At 25.7% G+C, this 19,396-nt stretch carries 14 protein-coding genes and 3 tRNA genes; 13 read left to right on the forward strand and 4 right to left on the reverse strand.

Annotated elements, in window-relative coordinates; translation table 11 throughout:
* Position 1: 1 nt before the first annotated feature.
* Positions 2-1,522, reverse strand: a complete 1,521-nt coding sequence (locus BDU_RS00980) for a UDP-N-acetylmuramoyl-L-alanyl-D-glutamate--2,6-diaminopimelate ligase (protein ID WP_041177768.1) — start codon at positions 1,520-1,522, stop codon at positions 2-4.
* A 150-nt stretch (positions 1,523-1,672) separates the two neighbouring features.
* On the opposite strand from BDU_RS00980, the gene BDU_RS00985 reads away from it, so the two are divergent.
* The 6 genes from BDU_RS00985 (at position 1,673) to BDU_RS01015 (ending at position 7,340) form a co-directional block, all read left to right on the forward strand.
* A tRNA-Cys gene (locus tag BDU_RS00985) sits at positions 1,673-1,745 on the forward strand.
* Positions 1,746-1,833: 88 nt separating this feature from the next.
* Positions 1,834-3,075 carry a hemolysin family protein gene (locus BDU_RS00990; RefSeq protein WP_012537968.1) on the forward strand — a complete coding sequence of 414 codons (1,242 nt, stop codon included), beginning with the start codon at positions 1,834-1,836 and terminating at the stop codon, positions 3,073-3,075.
* A 124-nt stretch (positions 3,076-3,199) separates the two neighbouring features.
* Positions 3,200-4,132 (forward strand): FtsH protease activity modulator HflK, encoded by a 933-nt coding sequence (gene hflK, locus BDU_RS00995; protein ID WP_012537969.1) that lies wholly within the window; start codon positions 3,200-3,202, stop codon positions 4,130-4,132.
* On the forward strand, positions 4,133-5,104 hold the full coding sequence (gene hflC / locus BDU_RS01000) for a protease modulator HflC (protein WP_012537970.1): 972 nt from the start codon (positions 4,133-4,135) through the stop codon (positions 5,102-5,104). It begins immediately after the preceding gene.
* Between the two features lie 424 nt (positions 5,105-5,528).
* Positions 5,529-5,601: transfer RNA gene (locus BDU_RS01010), tRNA-Phe, on the forward strand.
* Between the two features lie 200 nt (positions 5,602-5,801).
* A complete protein-coding gene (locus BDU_RS01015; protein WP_012537971.1) occupies positions 5,802-7,340 on the forward strand; it encodes an HD-GYP domain-containing protein in 1,539 nt (512 codons plus the stop codon).
* Positions 7,341-7,344: 4 nt separating this feature from the next.
* Here BDU_RS01015 and rsmD read toward each other — a convergent pair whose 3' ends face one another.
* Positions 7,345-7,890, reverse strand: a complete 546-nt coding sequence (gene rsmD, locus BDU_RS01020; protein ID WP_041178093.1) for a 16S rRNA (guanine(966)-N(2))-methyltransferase RsmD — start codon at positions 7,888-7,890, stop codon at positions 7,345-7,347.
* A gap of 87 nt (positions 7,891-7,977) precedes the next feature.
* Here rsmD and BDU_RS01025 point away from each other — a divergent pair, with 87 nt between their 5' ends.
* The 7 genes from BDU_RS01025 (at position 7,978) to BDU_RS01055 (ending at position 18,129) form a co-directional block, all read left to right on the forward strand.
* Complete coding sequence (locus BDU_RS01025; protein ID WP_012537973.1) at positions 7,978-8,808, forward strand: sugar phosphate nucleotidyltransferase; 831 nt, start codon at positions 7,978-7,980, stop codon at positions 8,806-8,808.
* Positions 8,809-10,524, forward strand: a complete 1,716-nt coding sequence (locus BDU_RS01030; protein ID WP_012537974.1) for a BB_0208 family protein — start codon at positions 8,809-8,811, stop codon at positions 10,522-10,524.
* Between the two features lie 49 nt (positions 10,525-10,573).
* Positions 10,574-12,769, forward strand: a complete 2,196-nt coding sequence (locus tag BDU_RS01035) for a tetratricopeptide repeat protein (RefSeq protein ID WP_012537975.1) — start codon at positions 10,574-10,576, stop codon at positions 12,767-12,769.
* Positions 12,762-15,107 (forward strand): tetratricopeptide repeat protein, encoded by a 2,346-nt coding sequence (locus BDU_RS01040; RefSeq protein WP_012537976.1) that lies wholly within the window; start codon positions 12,762-12,764, stop codon positions 15,105-15,107. Before BDU_RS01035 ends, BDU_RS01040 begins: the two co-directional genes overlap by 8 nt.
* Positions 15,104-16,939 (forward strand): DNA mismatch repair endonuclease MutL, encoded by a 1,836-nt coding sequence (gene mutL / locus BDU_RS01045; RefSeq protein ID WP_012537977.1) that lies wholly within the window; start codon positions 15,104-15,106, stop codon positions 16,937-16,939. The genes BDU_RS01040 and mutL overlap by 4 nt, the downstream gene beginning before the upstream one ends.
* 20 nt (positions 16,940-16,959) lie before the next feature.
* Positions 16,960-18,000, forward strand: coding sequence for a hypothetical protein (locus BDU_RS01050; RefSeq protein ID WP_012537978.1), 1,041 nt, complete (start codon positions 16,960-16,962; stop codon positions 17,998-18,000).
* A gap of 55 nt (positions 18,001-18,055) precedes the next feature.
* Positions 18,056-18,129: transfer RNA gene (locus BDU_RS01055), tRNA-Ile, on the forward strand.
* A 2-nt stretch (positions 18,130-18,131) separates the two neighbouring features.
* Here the strand turns inward: BDU_RS01055 and BDU_RS01060 are convergent.
* Together BDU_RS01060 and efp are read right to left on the reverse strand one after the other, a co-directional pair.
* The gene (locus BDU_RS01060; protein WP_012537979.1) at positions 18,132-18,785 is read right to left on the reverse strand and encodes a hypothetical protein; all 654 of its coding nucleotides are present in this window, start codon (positions 18,783-18,785) and stop codon (positions 18,132-18,134) included.
* Positions 18,763-19,341 carry an elongation factor P gene (gene efp / locus BDU_RS01065; RefSeq protein WP_012537980.1) on the reverse strand — a complete coding sequence of 193 codons (579 nt, stop codon included), beginning with the start codon at positions 19,339-19,341 and terminating at the stop codon, positions 18,763-18,765. The genes BDU_RS01060 and efp overlap by 23 nt, the downstream gene beginning before the upstream one ends.
* Positions 19,342-19,396 lie beyond the last annotated feature (55 nt).

Below are 19,396 nucleotides of genomic sequence, written 5' to 3' on the forward strand. Positions count from 1 at the left end.
ACTAACCCCTATTTCCCAAACTTAAAATAATATCTTTAATAACCGCTTGTTCATCCCAAAAAATACTTTTATCTTTATAGATTATTGAACTTTCATGTCCCTTTCCAAGAGTAACCACCAAATCGTCACTACATGCAATATTTATTGCTTTTTCAATTGCACATTTTCTATCAGGAATAAAAAACAAATCTTTATTTAAGGTTTTTGTCACAATTCCTTCCGCAATATCTCTAATTATTTGCATAGAATCCTCACCTCTTGGATCCTCATCACAAAGTATTATTACATCTGAATACTCATCTGCAATTTCTCCCTGCAACCTTCTCTTAAGAATATCTCTCTCCCCAGCAGAACCAAAAACAGAAATTAAACGCTTCTTTGCAAGTCGTTTAAATATAGGAAACATTTTAAGAAAAGCACCTGGGGTATGTGCATAATCAACAATTAAAGAAAAATCTTGGCCAAAATTAATATCTTGCATGCGTCCATAAAGACTCTCAATATTAATAAGCTTACAAATAAGTTTTGAAATATCAACATTCATAATTTGACTAACAACAATTAAGGCAGCCATAACATTTTCAACATTAAAACTACCCGTCAAATTAACTCTAGCAGCATATTTAATTTTATTATGATAAAACTCAAATTCAGTAAAACCCATTTGTTCATTAATCTTACTTATAAAAAAATCAGCCTTTTCATTTTTTAAACTATAGGTATAAGTCCTATTAATAGAATTCATAAACACAGAAAAATGATTATCATCCATATTGATAATACCAAAACCACCATGAAAATTTGCAGAATAAAAAAGATTAAGCTTGGCTCTCAAATAATTCTGCATCGTACCATGAAATTCAAGATGTTCATGACTGATATTAGTCAAAACAGCAACAGAATATTCAATATCAAGAAGCCTTGATGTCCTATCATCAAGACCATGAGAAGTTGATTCAATAATAGCATATTCAACATTATTAGCAACCATTTTACTGAGAACTAAATGAATTTCTGTTGATTCTGGAGTAGACTGCCTATAGGGATTTTTCACTAAAGTACCACTTCCATCTTCAAGAAACACTGTTGAGATAAACCCAACTTTAGCACCCATAGATTTTAATAAAGTATAAATATAAAAACAAACAGAACTCTTACCATCAGTTCCTGTAACACCAATAATTTTAAGCTTTTTTGAGGGCTCATCATAAAAAACATGAGCAAAATTTGACATAAATCTTTTTATATTACAAGGATCAACTTTAATATACGTTACGTTGGAATCATAAAAATCAATATCATTAGTATGAACAATAACATTACTACCTCGTTGAATTGCTGATTCAATAAATTTTTGACCATTAAAATGCAGCCCAGGAAGAGCAAAAAAAACGAAATTAAATGAAACACATCTTGAATCATATGCAAGTCCCAATATTTCCACTTCACAAGACCCTATAATTTTCTGTATCAAATTTTGATTTAATCTAAATAAAACATCATTAAGTACTTTTCTATTCATATTCATAAAGTTTACAAAAATAAAATTTATTTTTATATAAAAATTTCAAAAGAGAATACCCAAAAAATCAATTATTATTTAAACTATAAAAGTGAAAAAAGACTGTTTACAATTCAAATATTTTTTTATAAACTAACTAATGTTTCATATGGCGCTGTACCCAAGTGGCTAAGGGAAAAGTCTGCAAAACTTTGATTCGCCGGTTCGAATCCGGTCGGCGCCTTGTAAACAAGGCTTAAAGGTCAATGTGTTTTTTATAAAGGCAAACAAAATTAAAGACAATGATTTTAAGATAAATTAAAATAATAACTATGTTAGAATTAATCATTATATTAATACTTATAATATTATCGGCAATTTTCTCAGCATCAGAAACAGCCTATACATCATTAAGCCTCATCCAACTTCAAGACATAAAGAAAAAAGGAAAATTAGGAACAGTAGTATACAATTTATCACAAAACCCATCAAAACTCGTCACAACAATTTTAATTGGCAATAATATTGCTAATATAACAGCAAGCACTCTGACAACAAAATTTGTTCTTGATAAATATGGCAATAATTCTCTTGCATTCTCAACTGGAATCATAACAATAATAGTACTCATCTGTTCAGAAATATTTCCTAAACAGATTGCAATCCTAAATAATGAGAGTATAGTCTTATATACCTCTATTTTTATTAAAACATTAACAATAATATTCACACCAGCAATATACATAATTAATGGAATAGTCAAAATTTTATTAAATCTATGCAAAATAACAACAAATCAAAAAATAACTAAAGATAGTATAAAAAATATGTTGTCTTTAGCAGAAAAATTAGGAATTTTAGAAAATGATGACAGAATATTCATGCAAAAAATGCTAAATATAGGAGAAGTTAGGGCATCTGAAATTATGACACATAGAACAGAAGTATTTTCGCTTTCAAGTACATCAAAATTAAAAGATAAAATTAAATTAATTAAAAAAGAAGGGTATTCAAGAATTCCCATATATAAAGGCCAAAATAGAGAACAAATAATAGGAATCTTAATAACTAAAGATTTAATTGAAATAAGTAAAAAAAAACTTGAAAAAAATATTATTAAATTCATAAAACCTGCTGTTTTTGTACAGCAAAATAAAAGAATAAAAGACATATTAGACATCATGAGACAAAAACAAAAAATAATGGCAATTGTTATTGATGAGTACGGTGGATTTTCAGGAATACTCACAGTAGAAGACATAATGGAAAAAATTTTCGGTGCAATATTTGATGAATATGATTTCGAAGAGAAAAAACAACTCATTACTAAAAAAGACGATAACATTTACTTAATATCAGGAGAAACAACATTTGATGAAATTGAAGAAACAGTGGGAATTAAAATTCAACATAAAGACTACATTAATACAATGGGAGGATACATCATGGACTTACTTGACAAAATACCTACAAAAGGAGAACAGGTTAATACAGAACACGGAGAATATCTCATAGAAGAAATTCAAAACCATAAAATAAAAAAAATAACATTTAAAAAAATTCAAAAGGAATGAATATTTGGAAAAATTGTCTATTAAGTAAAGTTCAATGTAAACATAAAATACACCTTATAAAAAATATTAGGGGATTAATCATGAAATACATATTTTAAAATATAGTAATAAAAAGGGAGGAAAAATGTTAAATAACATCTTAAATTTTTTTAACAAAACATATGAATATACTATAATTCTAATTGTATTAGTAATAATATTAATAATCACCATTTCAAATGTTTTCATTGTTGGACCATCTGATGAAGCGGTCATTCTTCGTCTTGGTAAATTAAATAGAATACTTGAACCAGGAATACATATCAAAATTCCATTAATTGAAGAAAAATTAATTGTACCAGTAAAGATCATACAAGAAGTTAAATTTGGGTTTAATGCAAACAACAATATGGTAATCAATCCAGATGAAGATGAAGGAATTATTATTACTGGAGACTTAAATATAATTAAGGTTGAATGGTTAGTGCAATATAAAATCAGTGATCCATATTCTTTTATGTTCAAAGTAGAAGATCCAGAAAAAACCATAACAGATATTGCAAAAGCATCAATGAACAGATTAATTGGAGACAATACTATTTTTGAAATCATTAACGATAATAGGGTTGGTGTCACAGAAGGAGTAAGAGATTCTATGAATGAAATTATTAAAACATATAATTTAGGAATCGATATTATACAGGTACAAATCAGAAATGCCATGCCACCAAAAGGAAAAGTTTATGAAGCATTTGAAGATGTTAATATTGCAATCCAAGATAAAAATAAATTTATAAATGAAGGGAAAAAAGAATTTAATCAAATTATTCCAAAAATCAGAGGTGAAGCACTCAAACTAATAGAAGAAGCTAAAGGATATAAAGAAAACAGAATAAATAGTGCATTAGCCGAAACTGCCATATTTAATGCAATTCTAGATGCATACATAAAAGATCCAGAAATTACAAGAGAGCGAATATATAACGAAACAATGAAAGAAATTCTTGAAAATAAAGACAATATTGAAATTATTGACAAAAACTTAAAAAATTTCCTTCCATTTAAGGAGGTTAAGTAAATGAAATATATACTAAAATTTTTACTCTATTTTGCTAAGATTTTAGCTTTTACATTAATGTTCGGTTTAATATTATTAGCTATAACACAACCAATCTATATTTTAAAAGAAAATGAAATTTCAATAACTACAAGACTCGGTAAAATTGAAAGAACAGAAAATACAGCTGGTCTTAAATATAAAATTCCATTTATTGAAAATGTACACATTTTTCCTAAATACATACTTAGATGGGATGGAGAACCTCAAAGAATTCCAACAGGAGGAGAAGAAAAACAATTAATCTGGATAGATACAACTGCTAGATGGAAAATTGTAGACATTAATAAATTTTACACAGCAATTAAAACAATGTTTAGAGCTTCTATTATAATTAATGCAGCGATTGAACCTGCAGTAAGAGGTGTTATTGCAAAATATCCTTTACTTGAAATTATAAGAAGTTCAAATGATCCCATTCAACGCCTATCTGATGGAATATTAACCCCACAAGACATTACAAATAATACAACCTATAAAATCACAAAAGGTCGAAAAATAATTGAAAACGAAATAATTGAAGTATCTAATCAAAATACAAAAGATATTGGAATTGAAATTGTAGATGTACTTATTAGAAAAATTGGTTATGATCCAAGTTTAATTGATTCCGTACACAACAGAATGATTTCAGAAAGGCAACAAGTAGCAGAAGAACAAAGAAGTATAGGAATTGCTGAGAAAACAGAAATTCTTGGTAGTATTGAAAAAGAAAAACTAAAACTATTAAGTGAAGCAAGGGCCGAAGCTGCTAAAATTAAAGCTGAAGGAGATAGTAAAGCTGCACAAATTTATGCAAATACCTACGGACAAAATACCGAATTTTATAAATTATGGCAATCACTAGAAAGTTATAAAATAACACTTAAAGATAAACGAAAAATATTTTCAACAGATATGGATTTTTTTAAATACTTACATCATACAAAATAAAAAATTGGTTTCAATTGGTTAAAAATCAAAAGATAAATAAATATCAACAAAACAAATTATAAAATGGGTATATACTATCGGTATTAAGACCCATTTATTTTCTTATTTAAGAATAAGAATACAAATATTGCGTTTAAATAAAAAATACAAATTAATTACTATATAACCTAATCTCCATCACTTAAAAAGTACAAACAACTTATTATCAAACAATACTATTTACTTAAATCATTAAACAACAATCAAAATTAATAAAATTGTTCGTTTTCTTTGCTAATTCATATAAAGACAGAAAAAATTGATTACTCCTTTTTATTGAAATATAAAGATTAAAAAATTTTAATAGCTCTTTATTTGATTGACAAAAAACTTTGTTTATGAAAAAATTGTTTCTGTTAATAAAAATTATAATGTCAAAATTTAAGCCGCTATAGCTCAGTTGGCAGAGCAAAGGACTGAAAATCCTTGTGTCGGGAGTTCGATTCTCCCTGGCGGCAATACGAATGAAAGGCTTTGTCATGCAATCATGTTGCAAATAAAGGAGTAAGGAGAAGCTTTAAATTCGGCTATTAAAAAGCTACATAAAATTATGTTACAAAACATTACCTTATCTAAATTAACAGAACATAAGACAAACCCTTATCTCGCAAATGTAATTGTCCTGTACGACAATGCTTAAAACTTTAAGAGGATTTCAATGATTCTCAAAGAAATAAAAAAAATAGAAGACTTAACAGAAAAGGATATAATATTTTCAAATATTGGAAACTTAACTAAATTAAGTACAAAGGTAAATGAAAAAATCATAACATTTTTAAAAAAAGGAAATGTTTCACATATCCCAGTTATAAGCAATTATGAGAATATCTCACATGAAACATTAGTCAATACAATTAATAAAGAACTTTTAAACAACAAATTAAATTTTTTAAAAGAAGAACTAATAGAAGCATCAAAAGATATATATAAGCCATTCTCAGAAAAAGATAAAATATTCACAATTTCAGGGAAGAAAACAACAATTAATTTAAATACACTAATGGAAAGAGAACCTGATTCCATCTATAGTAAAGAAATTATTGAAGGTAGTTTTAAAATTTTACCAAGACATAAAATAATCTCTATTCAAAAAATATTATCAACGATCTATGATTATTTTGATTTTCAAAAAATCATAGATCAAGATAATCTCCATCATCAAACAATAAAAAAACTAAATTTGCAGTCAATCAGAAGAGATTATGAATTTTTTAGAGAACAAGTACAAACAGAAGGTGACTCCATATTAATACATGCAATTGATACGACAATTTATTTCTTATTCACTATTGCACAATTAAATAAAGAGCGAGCAGCAAAAAATGCACCAAGATCAACATCAAAATTTTTTATTGACAAATCACACTATACAGAATTTACAGAATTTTTTTACGATAATGATATTATAATACAAGCTGCATTTGGAGTACTGTTACACCCAATTGGACTTATGCATACCACAATACTACAAAAAATAAGAAACAAAATTAGTATTAAACAAAACGATACAGAAAAACAACTTTTCTCTAAAATAGAATTTTTAGAGAAAAGTATTAATATTTCTAAAAATTTATTTAGAATGAGAGATGATATTTCTGCTATTACAAAAATGATAATTAATGGACAAAAAAATTACCTTAATAAAAAAAATCACACAGAAACAACAAAAAAATTCACACATGAACTTATCAGAATTTTTTGCATAATAGATACTTATGATGAAATGATTAATCCAATAATAATTAAAGAACCCGTTAATCCATTAGAAGCAATTGAATTTTTAACTCAAAACAGCGCAAAATACTATTGGGATAAAGATAAACCAGACGAATATTTACGAAATAAAAAATTTGACATAAAAATGCTAAAAAATTTTTTAAAAATACTTGCACCATTTGACTATGGAACGATAATAAATGTACACACAAAAAATTGCAATGAACCTATATTTAAAGCTGTTGTTTTTAAATATACAATGGATATTTTGCCTATTTTATCCATAATAAAACAAAAAAACAAATCATATAAAATTGGAGATATACTACTAAACTTAGAATCCAGAGAAATAATAATAAAAGGACAAAATGGAGAAATTAAAAAAAGCCCATTTAAAAACACTGATAAATTTGAATTAAGACATAATATTGAAGAACTTAAAAGTGAACAATTTCCACTCTTAGATTCTATCCAGAATTAACAATTTATATATCAAGATTAACTTCAAAAAAATCAAGTCTTGAGCCTCCATATTTTCTAAAATCATATTTTGAAAGTCTTAAAATATTATTATCCAAATTCTCTCTAGCAGGATAATGAATAATAATTTTGGCATTTTTATTTAAACTTTTATTTTTTGAGATTATTTCAAGTAAATTTTTTTTCAAAGGATAGTTAAAGGGAGGATCAAGATAAATTAAATCATAAAAAAGATCTCTCTTTGCAAGAAAGAATTCTGCTTTTGTAAAAAAAAATTTATAAGGTTCATTTACAATATCAAAATTTTTAATCAAAACATTTTTAGAAAATTTATTATAATCAACAAGATGTACAAGACTAGCTCCTCTACTTAAAGCCTCAAGAGACATTATTCCAGTCCCAGTAAATACATCAAGAAAATTTATTCCCGAAATCTGATTAAACAAAATAGAAAAAAATGCTTCCCTAATAATAGCCATCACAGGCCGTACATAACCTACTCTAGGACAAGCAACTTTCCATCCCTTATATTTCCCTGAACTTACACGCATCAGGATGCATTTTAAATCATTTTTCAAAAATATTAAATATATACATAAACCAAATTTTGATATAATCTTGTTTAAGAGAGACAAAATATGAAAGGTATTATACTAGCAGCAGGATATGGTACAAGATTTTTACCTATAACAAAAACCATTCCAAAAGAAATGTTACCAATTTTAAATAAACCATCAATTGATTATATTATTGAAGAATTTATTAATTCTGGAATTAAAGAAATACTCATAATAACTTCAAGAAGAAAAAAAGTTTTGGATAATTACTTTGACAGAGAAGTTGAACTTGAACATACATTCATCAAAGAATGCCAAAAAGATTTTTTAGAACAAATTAAACTTAAAGACATTAACATTTGTTTTATAAGACAAAATACAATGATGGGCACAGGACATGCATTACTACATGCAAAGCCTTGGATAGGCAATGAAAGCGTAATAGTTGCATACCCCGATGATCTACATATTGGATCACCACCCTTAACAGCACAATTAATAGAACTATATAAAAAAACTGGTAAAAATATATTATCCATTATCGAAAATCCTAAAAATATCAATAGATACGGAGTAATAGAACTAAATCAAGATAATATTCATGTAAAAGATATAGTAGAAAAACCAGCAATTGGTCACGAACCAAGCAATAAAGCATCTATAGGAAGATTCTTATATACCAATGAATTTTTTAAATTTTTAGAAGAAGGTTTTAAATTTCACCAAAAAGGAGAATATCACCATATTTATGCATTAAAAAAACTAATGATTGAAAATAAAGTATTATATAAAAAAATTGAAGGAGAAAGGCTTGATATAGGTGATATTGAAGGTTATTTAGAAACAATAATCAAAATTGCAAAACAAGATGATAAATTACTACAGATAATCAACAATTCATTAAGGAATTAAATGACAATAACAACAAAATATCAAAAATTTTATGATAACCTTAAAATATTAAAAAAATACATAAATACAAATGTAGAAGAAAAAATTTTAAAATATAGTATCTTATCAAAACTTTACAAACTCAATGAAAAAGACGTTATAAATCTCATAACAATAAGTAAAAATTATGAACTTAAAAAAAATATATTAAACATCACACTTGAAGAATATTATTACGAAAAAGCACAAGACAATAATCTAAAAAACTGGATATTAGAAATCATTAAAGAAAAAAATTTACTTCAAATAAAAAAAGAAACTAATCTTATTAGCAAAAGACCTGGAATAACATATAAATTAAATTCAAGCAATTTTTTAAAAATAATTGAAATATACAATAATAAGCAATACACAGAAGAAAAAAAAGAATTATATAAACAATTAATACTAAATTTTTCTAATAACTTAAAAATAGAAAATTTAGAACCAACAATAGACATACTAATAGCGGTAAAATATAGAAACAAAGAAAAAATTAAACAAATACTTAAAGATAACTTATCATTTCAAAGATTATTTAAATCAAGTTTAAGCCAAAAACAAAACAGAGTAACTAAATTAAAAAAGCTACTTATTTTAACTTACTGGCCAGTAGGATGTCTGTCTAAGTCACTTTTTAATAAAATTTTAACAAAAAATTATAAATATATAATAGATGAAGTTTTAACTTTAAAATACGATGAAATTTTAAAATACTTAAAAACAATCAAAACATTTAGTCTTAATGAAATTTTTTATAAAGGATCAAATAAAAATTCTAATTTCAATTATTTCTTCAGTGAATTTACAAGATATACTCCAAAAGATTTTCAAAACACTTTCAAAACATATTTATTTTCACTTGAAAAAACAGCAATAAAACAATATCTAAAATGGTTCTTTAAAGATAAAGTACCACATGAATGGAAAGATTTCATTTTTACAATTGAATATATTGATACACATAAATTACTAAACCTTAATACAAATATAGAAGACATGATCACCGCAAAATTTCAAGCAGAAGAATTTTTCATATCTTTTGAAAAAATGAATTTCAATCCATATGAAAGCTCAAAAATATTTCAAAATAAAAACCTACGAAGAATATTTTTAATTAACGTGATAAATTATATTAAAAAACATATCACAAAAATAGATACATATGGATGGATTTCATTTTATATATATGCAGATAAAAATGATAGAATACAAACAGAAAAAGATATAAAACAATTTTTCAAAAATAAAAATTTTGAAATTCAAAATCAAATATTTGTATATTTCCTATCTTTTTATCCCAATATTGATAAAAAACATTTTGAATTTATATCAGAAATAATGCTATACCTTGATTCAAACAAAATCACAATCCCTCAAGAAATAATCCAAATGCAAAAAACAACTCCTCATAAATTCAATTACTGCAAATCATATATTTTTGTAAAATCACTAACTCTAAGAACAAGAGTATTTAAAATACTAAACAAAAATATTAAACTAGAATTATTATTTCAACCAGAAGAATTTCACAAAAAAATATCATTATTACCAGCCATATATTATATTGTTTGCTATTACAAGCCAGATACATTGAAAGAAGAACAAAAAATATCACCTAAACAAAAAGAAGAAATAATAAACTTCATTACATTTCTAACCCAAGAACAAAATAAATTTGGTTTCAAGACACTATAAAATATAGAAATATTTACTTGAAAGTAATAAAATAATACATATAGAAGATATGAAGAAATGTTTATTATTGCTTAAAAATTTGATTGTCTTGCTTATTTTATTACTAAATTCAAGCTTAGCATATTCTCAAAGACTAATTAAACTTGGACAAGAAGAAATAAAAAATAAAAATTATTCACAAGCAATAAAAATCTTAAGTGAAGCCATTCAAAAACATCCAAAAGAACAAGACGGATACTACTTCCTAGCAATAGCTTATAGAGAAAACAATCAATTAACAGAAGCAGAAGGTGCCCTTCTTGACGGAATTGCAATAGGGGGAAATATTGATTACAAATTATATTTTGAACTGGGAAACATAATGTTTAAACGAGGTAAAGGTTATTATAACTTAGCAATAAGATATTATTCTAGCTCTATCAAAAATATGCCCAACTATGATAAGGCACTCCTCAATAGAGCAAATTCTTATGTTGAACAAGGAAAAATTAATTTTAAAGAAAAAGATTATAAAAATGCGTGGGATTCATACACCATGGCAATTCATGATTACTCTCAATTTATTACACTAAGATATGAAAGCTCAAAAAAAAATGCCATTCTACATATGATAGACCTTTTAAGAAATAAAAAAGCTGATCTAGAAAAACTCGATAAAACTTTACAAAATAGAAGCGAAGAACACATTGCCAAAGGAAAACCAAAAGAACAGGAAAATACGCAAAAATATGAAAATAAACAAGAGTTTGGCACTGAAAAACAGTCTTCAAACTCTCAGCAACATCAAAATTCACAAAATCTAAATCAAAACAACAATCAACAACATAAAAAAGAAATAACTCCTACTCAAAAACCTCAGCAACATCAAAATTCACAAAATCTAAATCAAAACAACAATCAACAACACAAAAAAGAAATAACTCCTACTCAAAAATCTCAACAACATCAAAATTCACAAAATCTAAATCAATCCAACAATCAACAACACAAAAAAGAAATAACTCCTACTCAAAAACCTCAGCAACATCAAAATTCACAAAATCTAAATCAAAACAACAATCAACAACACAAAAAAGAAATAACTCCTACTCAAAAATCTCAGCAACATCAAAATTCACAAAATCTAAATCAAAACAACAATCAACAACACAAAAAAGAAATAACTCCTACTCAAAAACCTCAGCAACATCAAAATTCACAAAATCTAAATCAACCCAACAATCAACAACACAAAAAAGAAATAACTCCTACTCAAAAATCTCAGCAACATCAAAATTCACAAAATCTAAATCAAAACAACAATCAACAACACAAAAAAGAAATAACTCCTACTCAAAAATCTCAACAACATCAAAATTCACAAAATCTAAATCAACACAATAATCAACAACACAAAAAAGAAATAACTCCTACTCAAAAACCTCAGCAACATCAAAATTCACAAAATCTAAATCAAAACAACAATCAACAACACAAAAAAGAAATAACTCCTACTCAAAAACCTCAGCAACATCAAAATTCACAAAATCTAAATCAAAACAACAATCAACAACACAAAAAAGAAATAACTCCTACTCAAAAACCTCAGCAACATCAAAATTCACAAAATCTAAATCAAAACAACAATCAACAACATAAAAAAGAAATAACTCCTACTCAAAAACCTCAGCAACATCAAAATTCACAAAATCTAAATCAAAACAACAATCAACAACATAAAAAAGAAATAACTCCTACTCAAAAACCTCAGCAACATCAAAATTCGCAAAATCTAAATCAAAACAACAATCAACAACACAAAAAAGAAATAACTCCTACTCAAAAACCTCAGCAACATCAAAATTCACAAAATCTAAATCAAAACAACAATCAACAACATAAAAAAGAAATAACTCCTACTCAAAAACCTCAGCAACATCAAAATTCACAAAATCTAAATCAAAACAACAATCAACAACATAAAAAAGAAATAACTCCTACTCAAAAACCTCAGCAACATCAAAATTCGCAAAATCTAAATCAAAACAACAATCAACAACACAAAAAAGAAATAACTCCTACTCAAAAACCTCAGCAACATCAAAATTCACAAAATCTAAATCAAAACAACAATCAACAACACAAAAAAGAACATCAAAATAAAAAAACAATGCTTAAAGAAAAATTTGCCGATAATGTAAAAACAAATTCTTTAATTGAATTAGACAAAATTAATTGGCAAGAGGAGTTAAATATAGATGAATAAAAGAAAAAATTTACCCATACTAATAATTTTAATAATATTACTCATTACCTCATTTGGAGGTCTTGGTTATTATATATACAAAGAAAGACTCAATAAGAATAACCAAGAAATAATGTTAAATGAAGTCAAAAACAGCATTATGGATAGAAACTATAAAAAAGCACATTCAATAACAAAAATTCTAAAAGATAGATATCCTCAAAACACAGACATTGCAATGCTTGAAAACACTCTCTCAGAACTTGCAAATGATAGTCCATTTGAATCAAAAAATTTACAAAGAGATACTGCTAACCAAATATTAGATAAAATACAAGGAAAAGAACAATCAATACCACTTGATAATGAAAACTCCGAAATTGCTTTTAACAATAAATACATCAAAGACACTACAAAAATAGAAAATTATGCTGATAGACAAGATAATACTGGTATTGCAAATGAAAATATTTTAGAATTCAATCAAAATACAATACCCCAAAATTTAAACAACAATAAAAACACAATAAAAGAACAACAGAAATCAAATATAGAAAATAAGAATGATACAGATGATAAAAAAAATTTATTTAACTTGCAAAAACTAAAAGCAAGCTTAAACAAAGAATTAGATCAAACCAATACAGATCAAACAAACACCAAGCCAAAAAAAATTATAAAAACAGATCACCAAAATAAAGATAAAGCAACAACAGATAATTTGATACAAGATAATACAAAACAAACTACAGCAAAAAAGGAAAACTTTACCATCAGTAAACCAAAAACTAAAATAGAAAACATAAAAGACACACCTAAAAATCAAATTATTGACAAAATAGAAATACCTTATAATTATTCAACAAAAAAAATACTTTATGAAATATTAGATAATATTAATACTGGCAATTCTTTACTTGCAAAAGAAAGAATTAATGAACTTGTAAAAAAAGGACTAAATGAACAATTTAGTAAAATTAATGATTTAATTGATAAACAAAAAAATCAAGAAGCAGCTCAACTTTTAATCAAATTAATAAAACAAAATGTCAAACCAAACCAAACTAGTAAAAGACAAGCTCCTTTGGAAAAGGAGCTTTTAAAACAAAAACTTCCTATAGAAGAAATTCCACCCATAAAAGAGCAACCAATAGACACCCAAATACAAACAGAAAAAGACCCTAATATACAAACAAATCAATCTATGCAAAATTCACAAAAATTACAAGCCCTTAAAACGCTAGCATCAAAAAATGAAAAACAAAAAAATTTAAAAAAAGCAGAAACAATTTATGAAGAAATTGCAAATACAACAAACAATGAAGAAGATCACTACAAACTTGGCATCATAAAATTTAAACTTAAAAAATATGAAGAATCACTCCAAGCTTTTGATAAAGCAATATCTCTAAACCCACAACACAAAAAAGCATACACAAATAAAGGAACAAGTTTAATAGCATTAAATAAACCACAACAAGCAATTAAAGAATTCGAAAAGGCAATCGCAATAGATCAAAATTATGATAACGCCTATTATAAAAAAGGAATAGCAGAAGAACAAGATAATGATAAACAAAATGCTTTCATTAGTTTTAAGAAAGCTTATGAAATTACAAAAAATCCTCATTACGCTTTAAAAGCAGGCATTATAGCAAATCATCTTGGAGATTTTAAAAACAGTGAAAAATATCTCAAGCAATCAAATACCTCACTTAATGAAAAAAATGATATTATGTTTTACAATTTATCAATGGCAAATTTTAAAAATAACCATCTCAATGAATCACTCATAAATATAAATAAAGCTCTTAATATAAATCCAACACAAACTGAATATTTATATTTAAAAGCATCTATTTATCTAACAAAAGAAAATTATAATGAAGCAGTACCGCTATATAATACTGTAATTTCAAAAAATCCTGACAATATTACGGCTCATATAAATTTAGCAAAGGCATATGAAAAATTAAAAAACATACCAAAAGCAATATCAATTCTTGAAAAGATTAGTAATAAAAATCATGCAATAGCACTAAATAATCTTGGCATACTCTATAAAAATCAAAAAAACTATCAAAAAGCAATAGAAGTTTTTCAAAAAGCAGAAGCTCAATCAAATATTGATGCAAAATACAATCTTGCAACTACCTTTTTTGCTATTAAAGATAATAAAAAAGCCATGGAAAAACTAAAAGAATATATAAAAATAAATCCAAACAATCCAGAAGCTCTACATGCATTAGGAATAATAGAATATACCGAATATGGTAATGACAAAATACTTAAAGAAGTTATTAAAAAATTTCCTAATTATACACAAAATAAAACAATAACAGAAATAATAGGCAAATGAACAAAATAAAATTTCTAGATAAAACTCTGGTACAAAAAATAGCAGCAGGAGAAGCTATAGATAGACCTTGCTCTATTTTAAGAGAATTACTTGATAATGCAATAGACTCTGGAGCAGACAAAATAGAAGTTTTTATTGAAGAAGGTGGAATTCGACGAATACTAATAACAGATAATGGCAGTGGAATTAGCAAAGAAGATTTGAAAATATGTTATCTACCTCATACCACTTCAAAAATAAACGAAGAAAAGGATCTTGAGAGAATCCAAACATTAGGATTTCGAGGAGAAGCTTTGTCAAGTATAGCCATTTGTTCAAATCTTATGATAACAAGTTCTACTACAGGAGAAAATAGCTATCAAATTGAAATTGAAAATGGTATTGAAAAATATTTTAAAAAACAATCTGCAATAAATGGCACAATGGTAGATGTTACAAATCTATTTCACAACTTTCCAGCAAGAAAAAGATTCTTAAAAAAAGACTCTATAGAAACTAAAATGTGTTTAAAAGTGTTCGAAGAAAAAGCTGTAACTCATCCTGGTATTGATTTTAAATTAAGTGTAAATAAAGAACTGAAAAAAGTATATTTTAAAGAGAGTCTAGCAGATAGAGTTCAAAGTGTATATGGAGAGATAATAGAAAACAACAAATTTGGAAAAATAGAAGCTGAATATGATCATGTAAAAATGAAAATATTTTTCGCTCCACCTAATTTCTCAAGAAAAGATAGACGCAACATCAAAATATTTGTTAACAGAAGACCTATTGAAGAGAAAAGCTTATCTGAATCAATAATAAATGGACACAGTAGAATATTAACTTACAAAAATTTTCCTGTATGTTACTTATTCCTAGAAATAGACACTACACATGTTGACTTTAATATACATCCTCAAAAAAAGGAAGTAAGATTTTTTAATTTGCCATTTTTGCCCAAACAAATTTCAAATAATATTAATGAATTTTTTGATAGAGAAAAACAAGAAATTTTACAAGATTATCATAATGTAATAATAAAAAGACAATTAACAAACGATGCTCATTTATTACACCCTGAAAACGATTTAACAAATTCTAATTTTAAAACATATGAAATTACACAAGATGAAGCTTTAATCCTAGATAAACCTAAAAACAATAAAGTAACAAATATAATAGAAGATAAAGTAAAATTTGAAGGTCAAATACCACAAAAATACAAACCATCATTTAAACAGCATATCCAAAAAATTTTTATAAAAACTTCTAAAATGCCAAATAACTTTCAAAAATCAACACAAACAAATGAATTTAAATATATGGGACAATTATTTTCAGAATTTTTAATAGTAGAAAACGCTAATGAAATTTACTTTATAGACCAACATGCACTCCATGAAAAAATCATATATCAAACACTAATAAATTCAGAAAAAACTATACAAAAACTTTTAGTACCAATTGAATTTCAAGTAGAATGTGAAGATACAGATAAAATATTAACAAGTGAATTAGAAGAATATAAAAAAATAGACATCATAGTAAAAAAAATACAAAACCAAACTTATAGACTTGAATCTATTCCCAATATTTGCAACAAATATGAAAATATTATTATTCAATTTTTCAAGACAAGAAAAAGTAAAATAATTGACTCTCTTGAAACCGAATTATATGCAACTCTTGCCTGTAGACAAGCCATTAAATGCAATGACACAATTAGCCTAGAATTTAGTCAATTCTTAATAAATGAATTTTTTAATCTTAAATTAAAACACTGCCCACATGGAAGAAAAATTTATCATAAAATTACTAAATTTGAACTTGAAAAAAGTGTCAACAGACAATAAAATAAACACAGAAGTTATTTATGAGAAAAGATCTTAAATATAAAATTCAAAAACTAATTCAACAAAAGGATAAAGCATTAATTGAACTTGGAAAAGAACTTAAAAATAGCAATATAATAGAACTTAAAAAACTAGAATCTTATACCTCCTTAAAGTTAATTGAAAAAGAAATATCTCAACTTAAAGCAAATTTAAATAAATCAGAAGAAGTCACACACAAATTAAACGAATTATATAAAAAAAACAAAGATTATACATCAAGAGAAAAACATATCTTAAAAGCCTATGAAATAAAGCTCAAAAAAATTATTGAAATCATCATAAATAAATACCCAAACAATCTGTCAATGATTTTAGAACATAACCTGGATTTTATCAAATCAACTCTTGCAAAAGATAAATATAAAACAACAGAAATAATAAATTGTAAAGAAAAGATCAATTTTTTTAAAAAACTTATTATAAATATAAAACAAATGCTCAAAGACAAAAGAAATAAAACAAACATAAAAAAAATGTCAAAAGAATTTGAAAACAAAATATTAAAACAATACTTAGAATCCGAAAATTTAGAGGAAACTGTTAATGAATTTATAGAGAATAAAGACTTAAGCACAGAAATTATTGAAGAATATAAATTAATAACCGAAATGAAAACAGAAATTTTAAAAATAAATAACGAAATTAAACATGCAAATACAACAAATAACATGCATAATAAAAATAAAATAAAACGGACTATAAATATTGTTCAATTTAAAAAAGAATCTATCTTAAAAAAGATAGCCGAAGAATTTGTTGAACTATCACAAACAGAAAAGGGCTTAAATAAAACTGGAACAATAAATTCATCCCTAGAAACAATAAAAAATTTAAGTAAGCAAATATCAAAGTTGAATAAAGAACTCATAAAAGAAATAAAAAAAAGTGAAATTATAAAAATACAAACAAAAATGCAACAACTTATAAAACATAAAGAATCAATAGAAATAAAATTAAATGAACTAAATTCAAAAATAGAAACTATACAAGATGAAATTGACGAACTTGACAATCAATAAAAAATCAATATAATGATCTATGGTATTTCTAAGCTTTATGCGTATAAAGCTTATGGGGCCTATAGCTCAGTTGGTTAGAGCACCCGACTCATAATCGGGTGGTCCCAGGTTCAAGTCCTGGTGGGCCCAAATTAGTTTAGTTTAAAAAATAGATTAGAATACTTACCCATATGATAAAATCCTATATAAGTATCAAGATTATCATCCATCTGGATATTCATTAAGTCATTAATCTTAACAATTGAATATAAAAAATTAATTTCATCTTTGGAGGTTTTAATTAAAAATAAATTATTACTACTAATTTCATTTAACTTTTCTACATCTTTTGACTTATATACATGATCATAAATTGAGGCCAATTCTTCATTTGACAAATTTAAACTTATAATAACATCCTTGCTATATACTCTCATTCCAGAATCAATAAGATGAACCTTTGCCACGAAACTATCAAAAGTTTTATCAGCAAAATTAAATCTTAAGTCTTTACAATAAAGAACATCCTGTCCAAGAATAGAATTAACAAAAGAAGATGAATATTTATCTTTAACTACTTCTATAAATTCTCTACTATCCATGTTTTCAATAATAAACTTATTCAGAGTACCAGCATTTAAAACTTTAACAGCAAAATCAAAAGTCATAAAATAATCAAACTTATCTTTATTAAAATAATAATTAATTACATAATCAACTTCCCTGATCTCAGGATAGTTCATCTCACAAGAACAAAAAATTATTAAAAAAAATAATACTATATTAAACTTTAACTCTCTCAGCATATTCTTTGGTTTCAGAATTAACTAAAATTTTATCCCCAATATTAATAAAAAGAGGTGCCTTTACTACCAAACCTGTATGCAAAGTAACATTTTTCATAGCATTAGTAACAGTATCTCCCTTAACAGCAATCTCAGCATCTATAACTTCAAATGCAACCTTTGGTGGCAACTTCAAATCAATAACTTCATTACCCCACTTAATAAGAGAATAAACCTCGGCTTCTTGCAAAAATAAAACCTTATCTTCAAGATTTACAACATCTCTTAAATTAACACTAAATTGATCATATGTCTCTAAATCCATAAAAATAAGACTCTCATTATCTTTATAAAGATATTGAGAATTAACCTCTAACACTTCAATTTCCTCCACCGTATCAGATCCTTTTAAAGTTTCCTTAATAACAGATTTATTTTTAAGATTTTTAAGTTTTAATCTTACAATGGAACCTCCCCTACCCATTTTTGAAAATTCACGCTCAAGAACAATATGTGGCATACCCTTAAATAGCAAAAAAGAACCTTTATCAATATCTCCGGATTTAATTGTACTCATCTAATACCTCAAATTTCTAATGTGTATAATAACTTATATCAAAAAATCAAAATAT

Source organism: Borrelia duttonii Ly (assembly GCF_000019685.1).
GTDB classification, from domain to species: domain Bacteria; phylum Spirochaetota; class Spirochaetia; order Borreliales; family Borreliaceae; genus Borrelia; species Borrelia duttonii.

Bases quoted from the DNA above. Each gene is read 5' to 3' on its own strand.
- BDU_RS01015 (WP_012537971.1), top strand. From the start codon at position 5,802: ATGATTCTCAAAGAAATAAAAAAAATAGAAGACTTAACAGAAAAGGAT.
- BDU_RS01035 (WP_012537975.1), top strand. From the start codon at position 10,574: ATGAAGAAATGTTTATTATTGCTTAAAAATTTGATTGTCTTGCTTATT.
- hflC (WP_012537970.1), top strand. From the start codon at position 4,133: ATGAAATATATACTAAAATTTTTACTCTATTTTGCTAAGATTTTAGCT.
- BDU_RS01030 (WP_012537974.1), top strand. From the start codon at position 8,809: ATGACAATAACAACAAAATATCAAAAATTTTATGATAACCTTAAAATA.
- BDU_RS01040 (WP_012537976.1), top strand. From the start codon at position 12,762: ATGAATAAAAGAAAAAATTTACCCATACTAATAATTTTAATAATATTA.
- BDU_RS01025 (WP_012537973.1), top strand. From the start codon at position 7,978: ATGAAAGGTATTATACTAGCAGCAGGATATGGTACAAGATTTTTACCT.
- BDU_RS01050 (WP_012537978.1), top strand. From the start codon at position 16,960: ATGAGAAAAGATCTTAAATATAAAATTCAAAAACTAATTCAACAAAAG.
- efp (WP_012537980.1), bottom strand. From the start codon at position 19,341: ATGAGTACAATTAAATCCGGAGATATTGATAAAGGTTCTTTTTTGCTA.
- mutL (WP_012537977.1), top strand. From the start codon at position 15,104: ATGAACAAAATAAAATTTCTAGATAAAACTCTGGTACAAAAAATAGCA.
- hflK (WP_012537969.1), top strand. From the start codon at position 3,200: ATGTTAAATAACATCTTAAATTTTTTTAACAAAACATATGAATATACT.
- BDU_RS01060 (WP_012537979.1), bottom strand. From the start codon at position 18,785: ATGCTGAGAGAGTTAAAGTTTAATATAGTATTATTTTTTTTAATAATT.
- BDU_RS00990 (WP_012537968.1), top strand. From the start codon at position 1,834: ATGTTAGAATTAATCATTATATTAATACTTATAATATTATCGGCAATT.
- BDU_RS00980 (WP_041177768.1), bottom strand. From the start codon at position 1,522: ATGAATAGAAAAGTACTTAATGATGTTTTATTTAGATTAAATCAAAAT.
- rsmD (WP_041178093.1), bottom strand. From the start codon at position 7,890: ATGCGTGTAAGTTCAGGGAAATATAAGGGATGGAAAGTTGCTTGTCCT.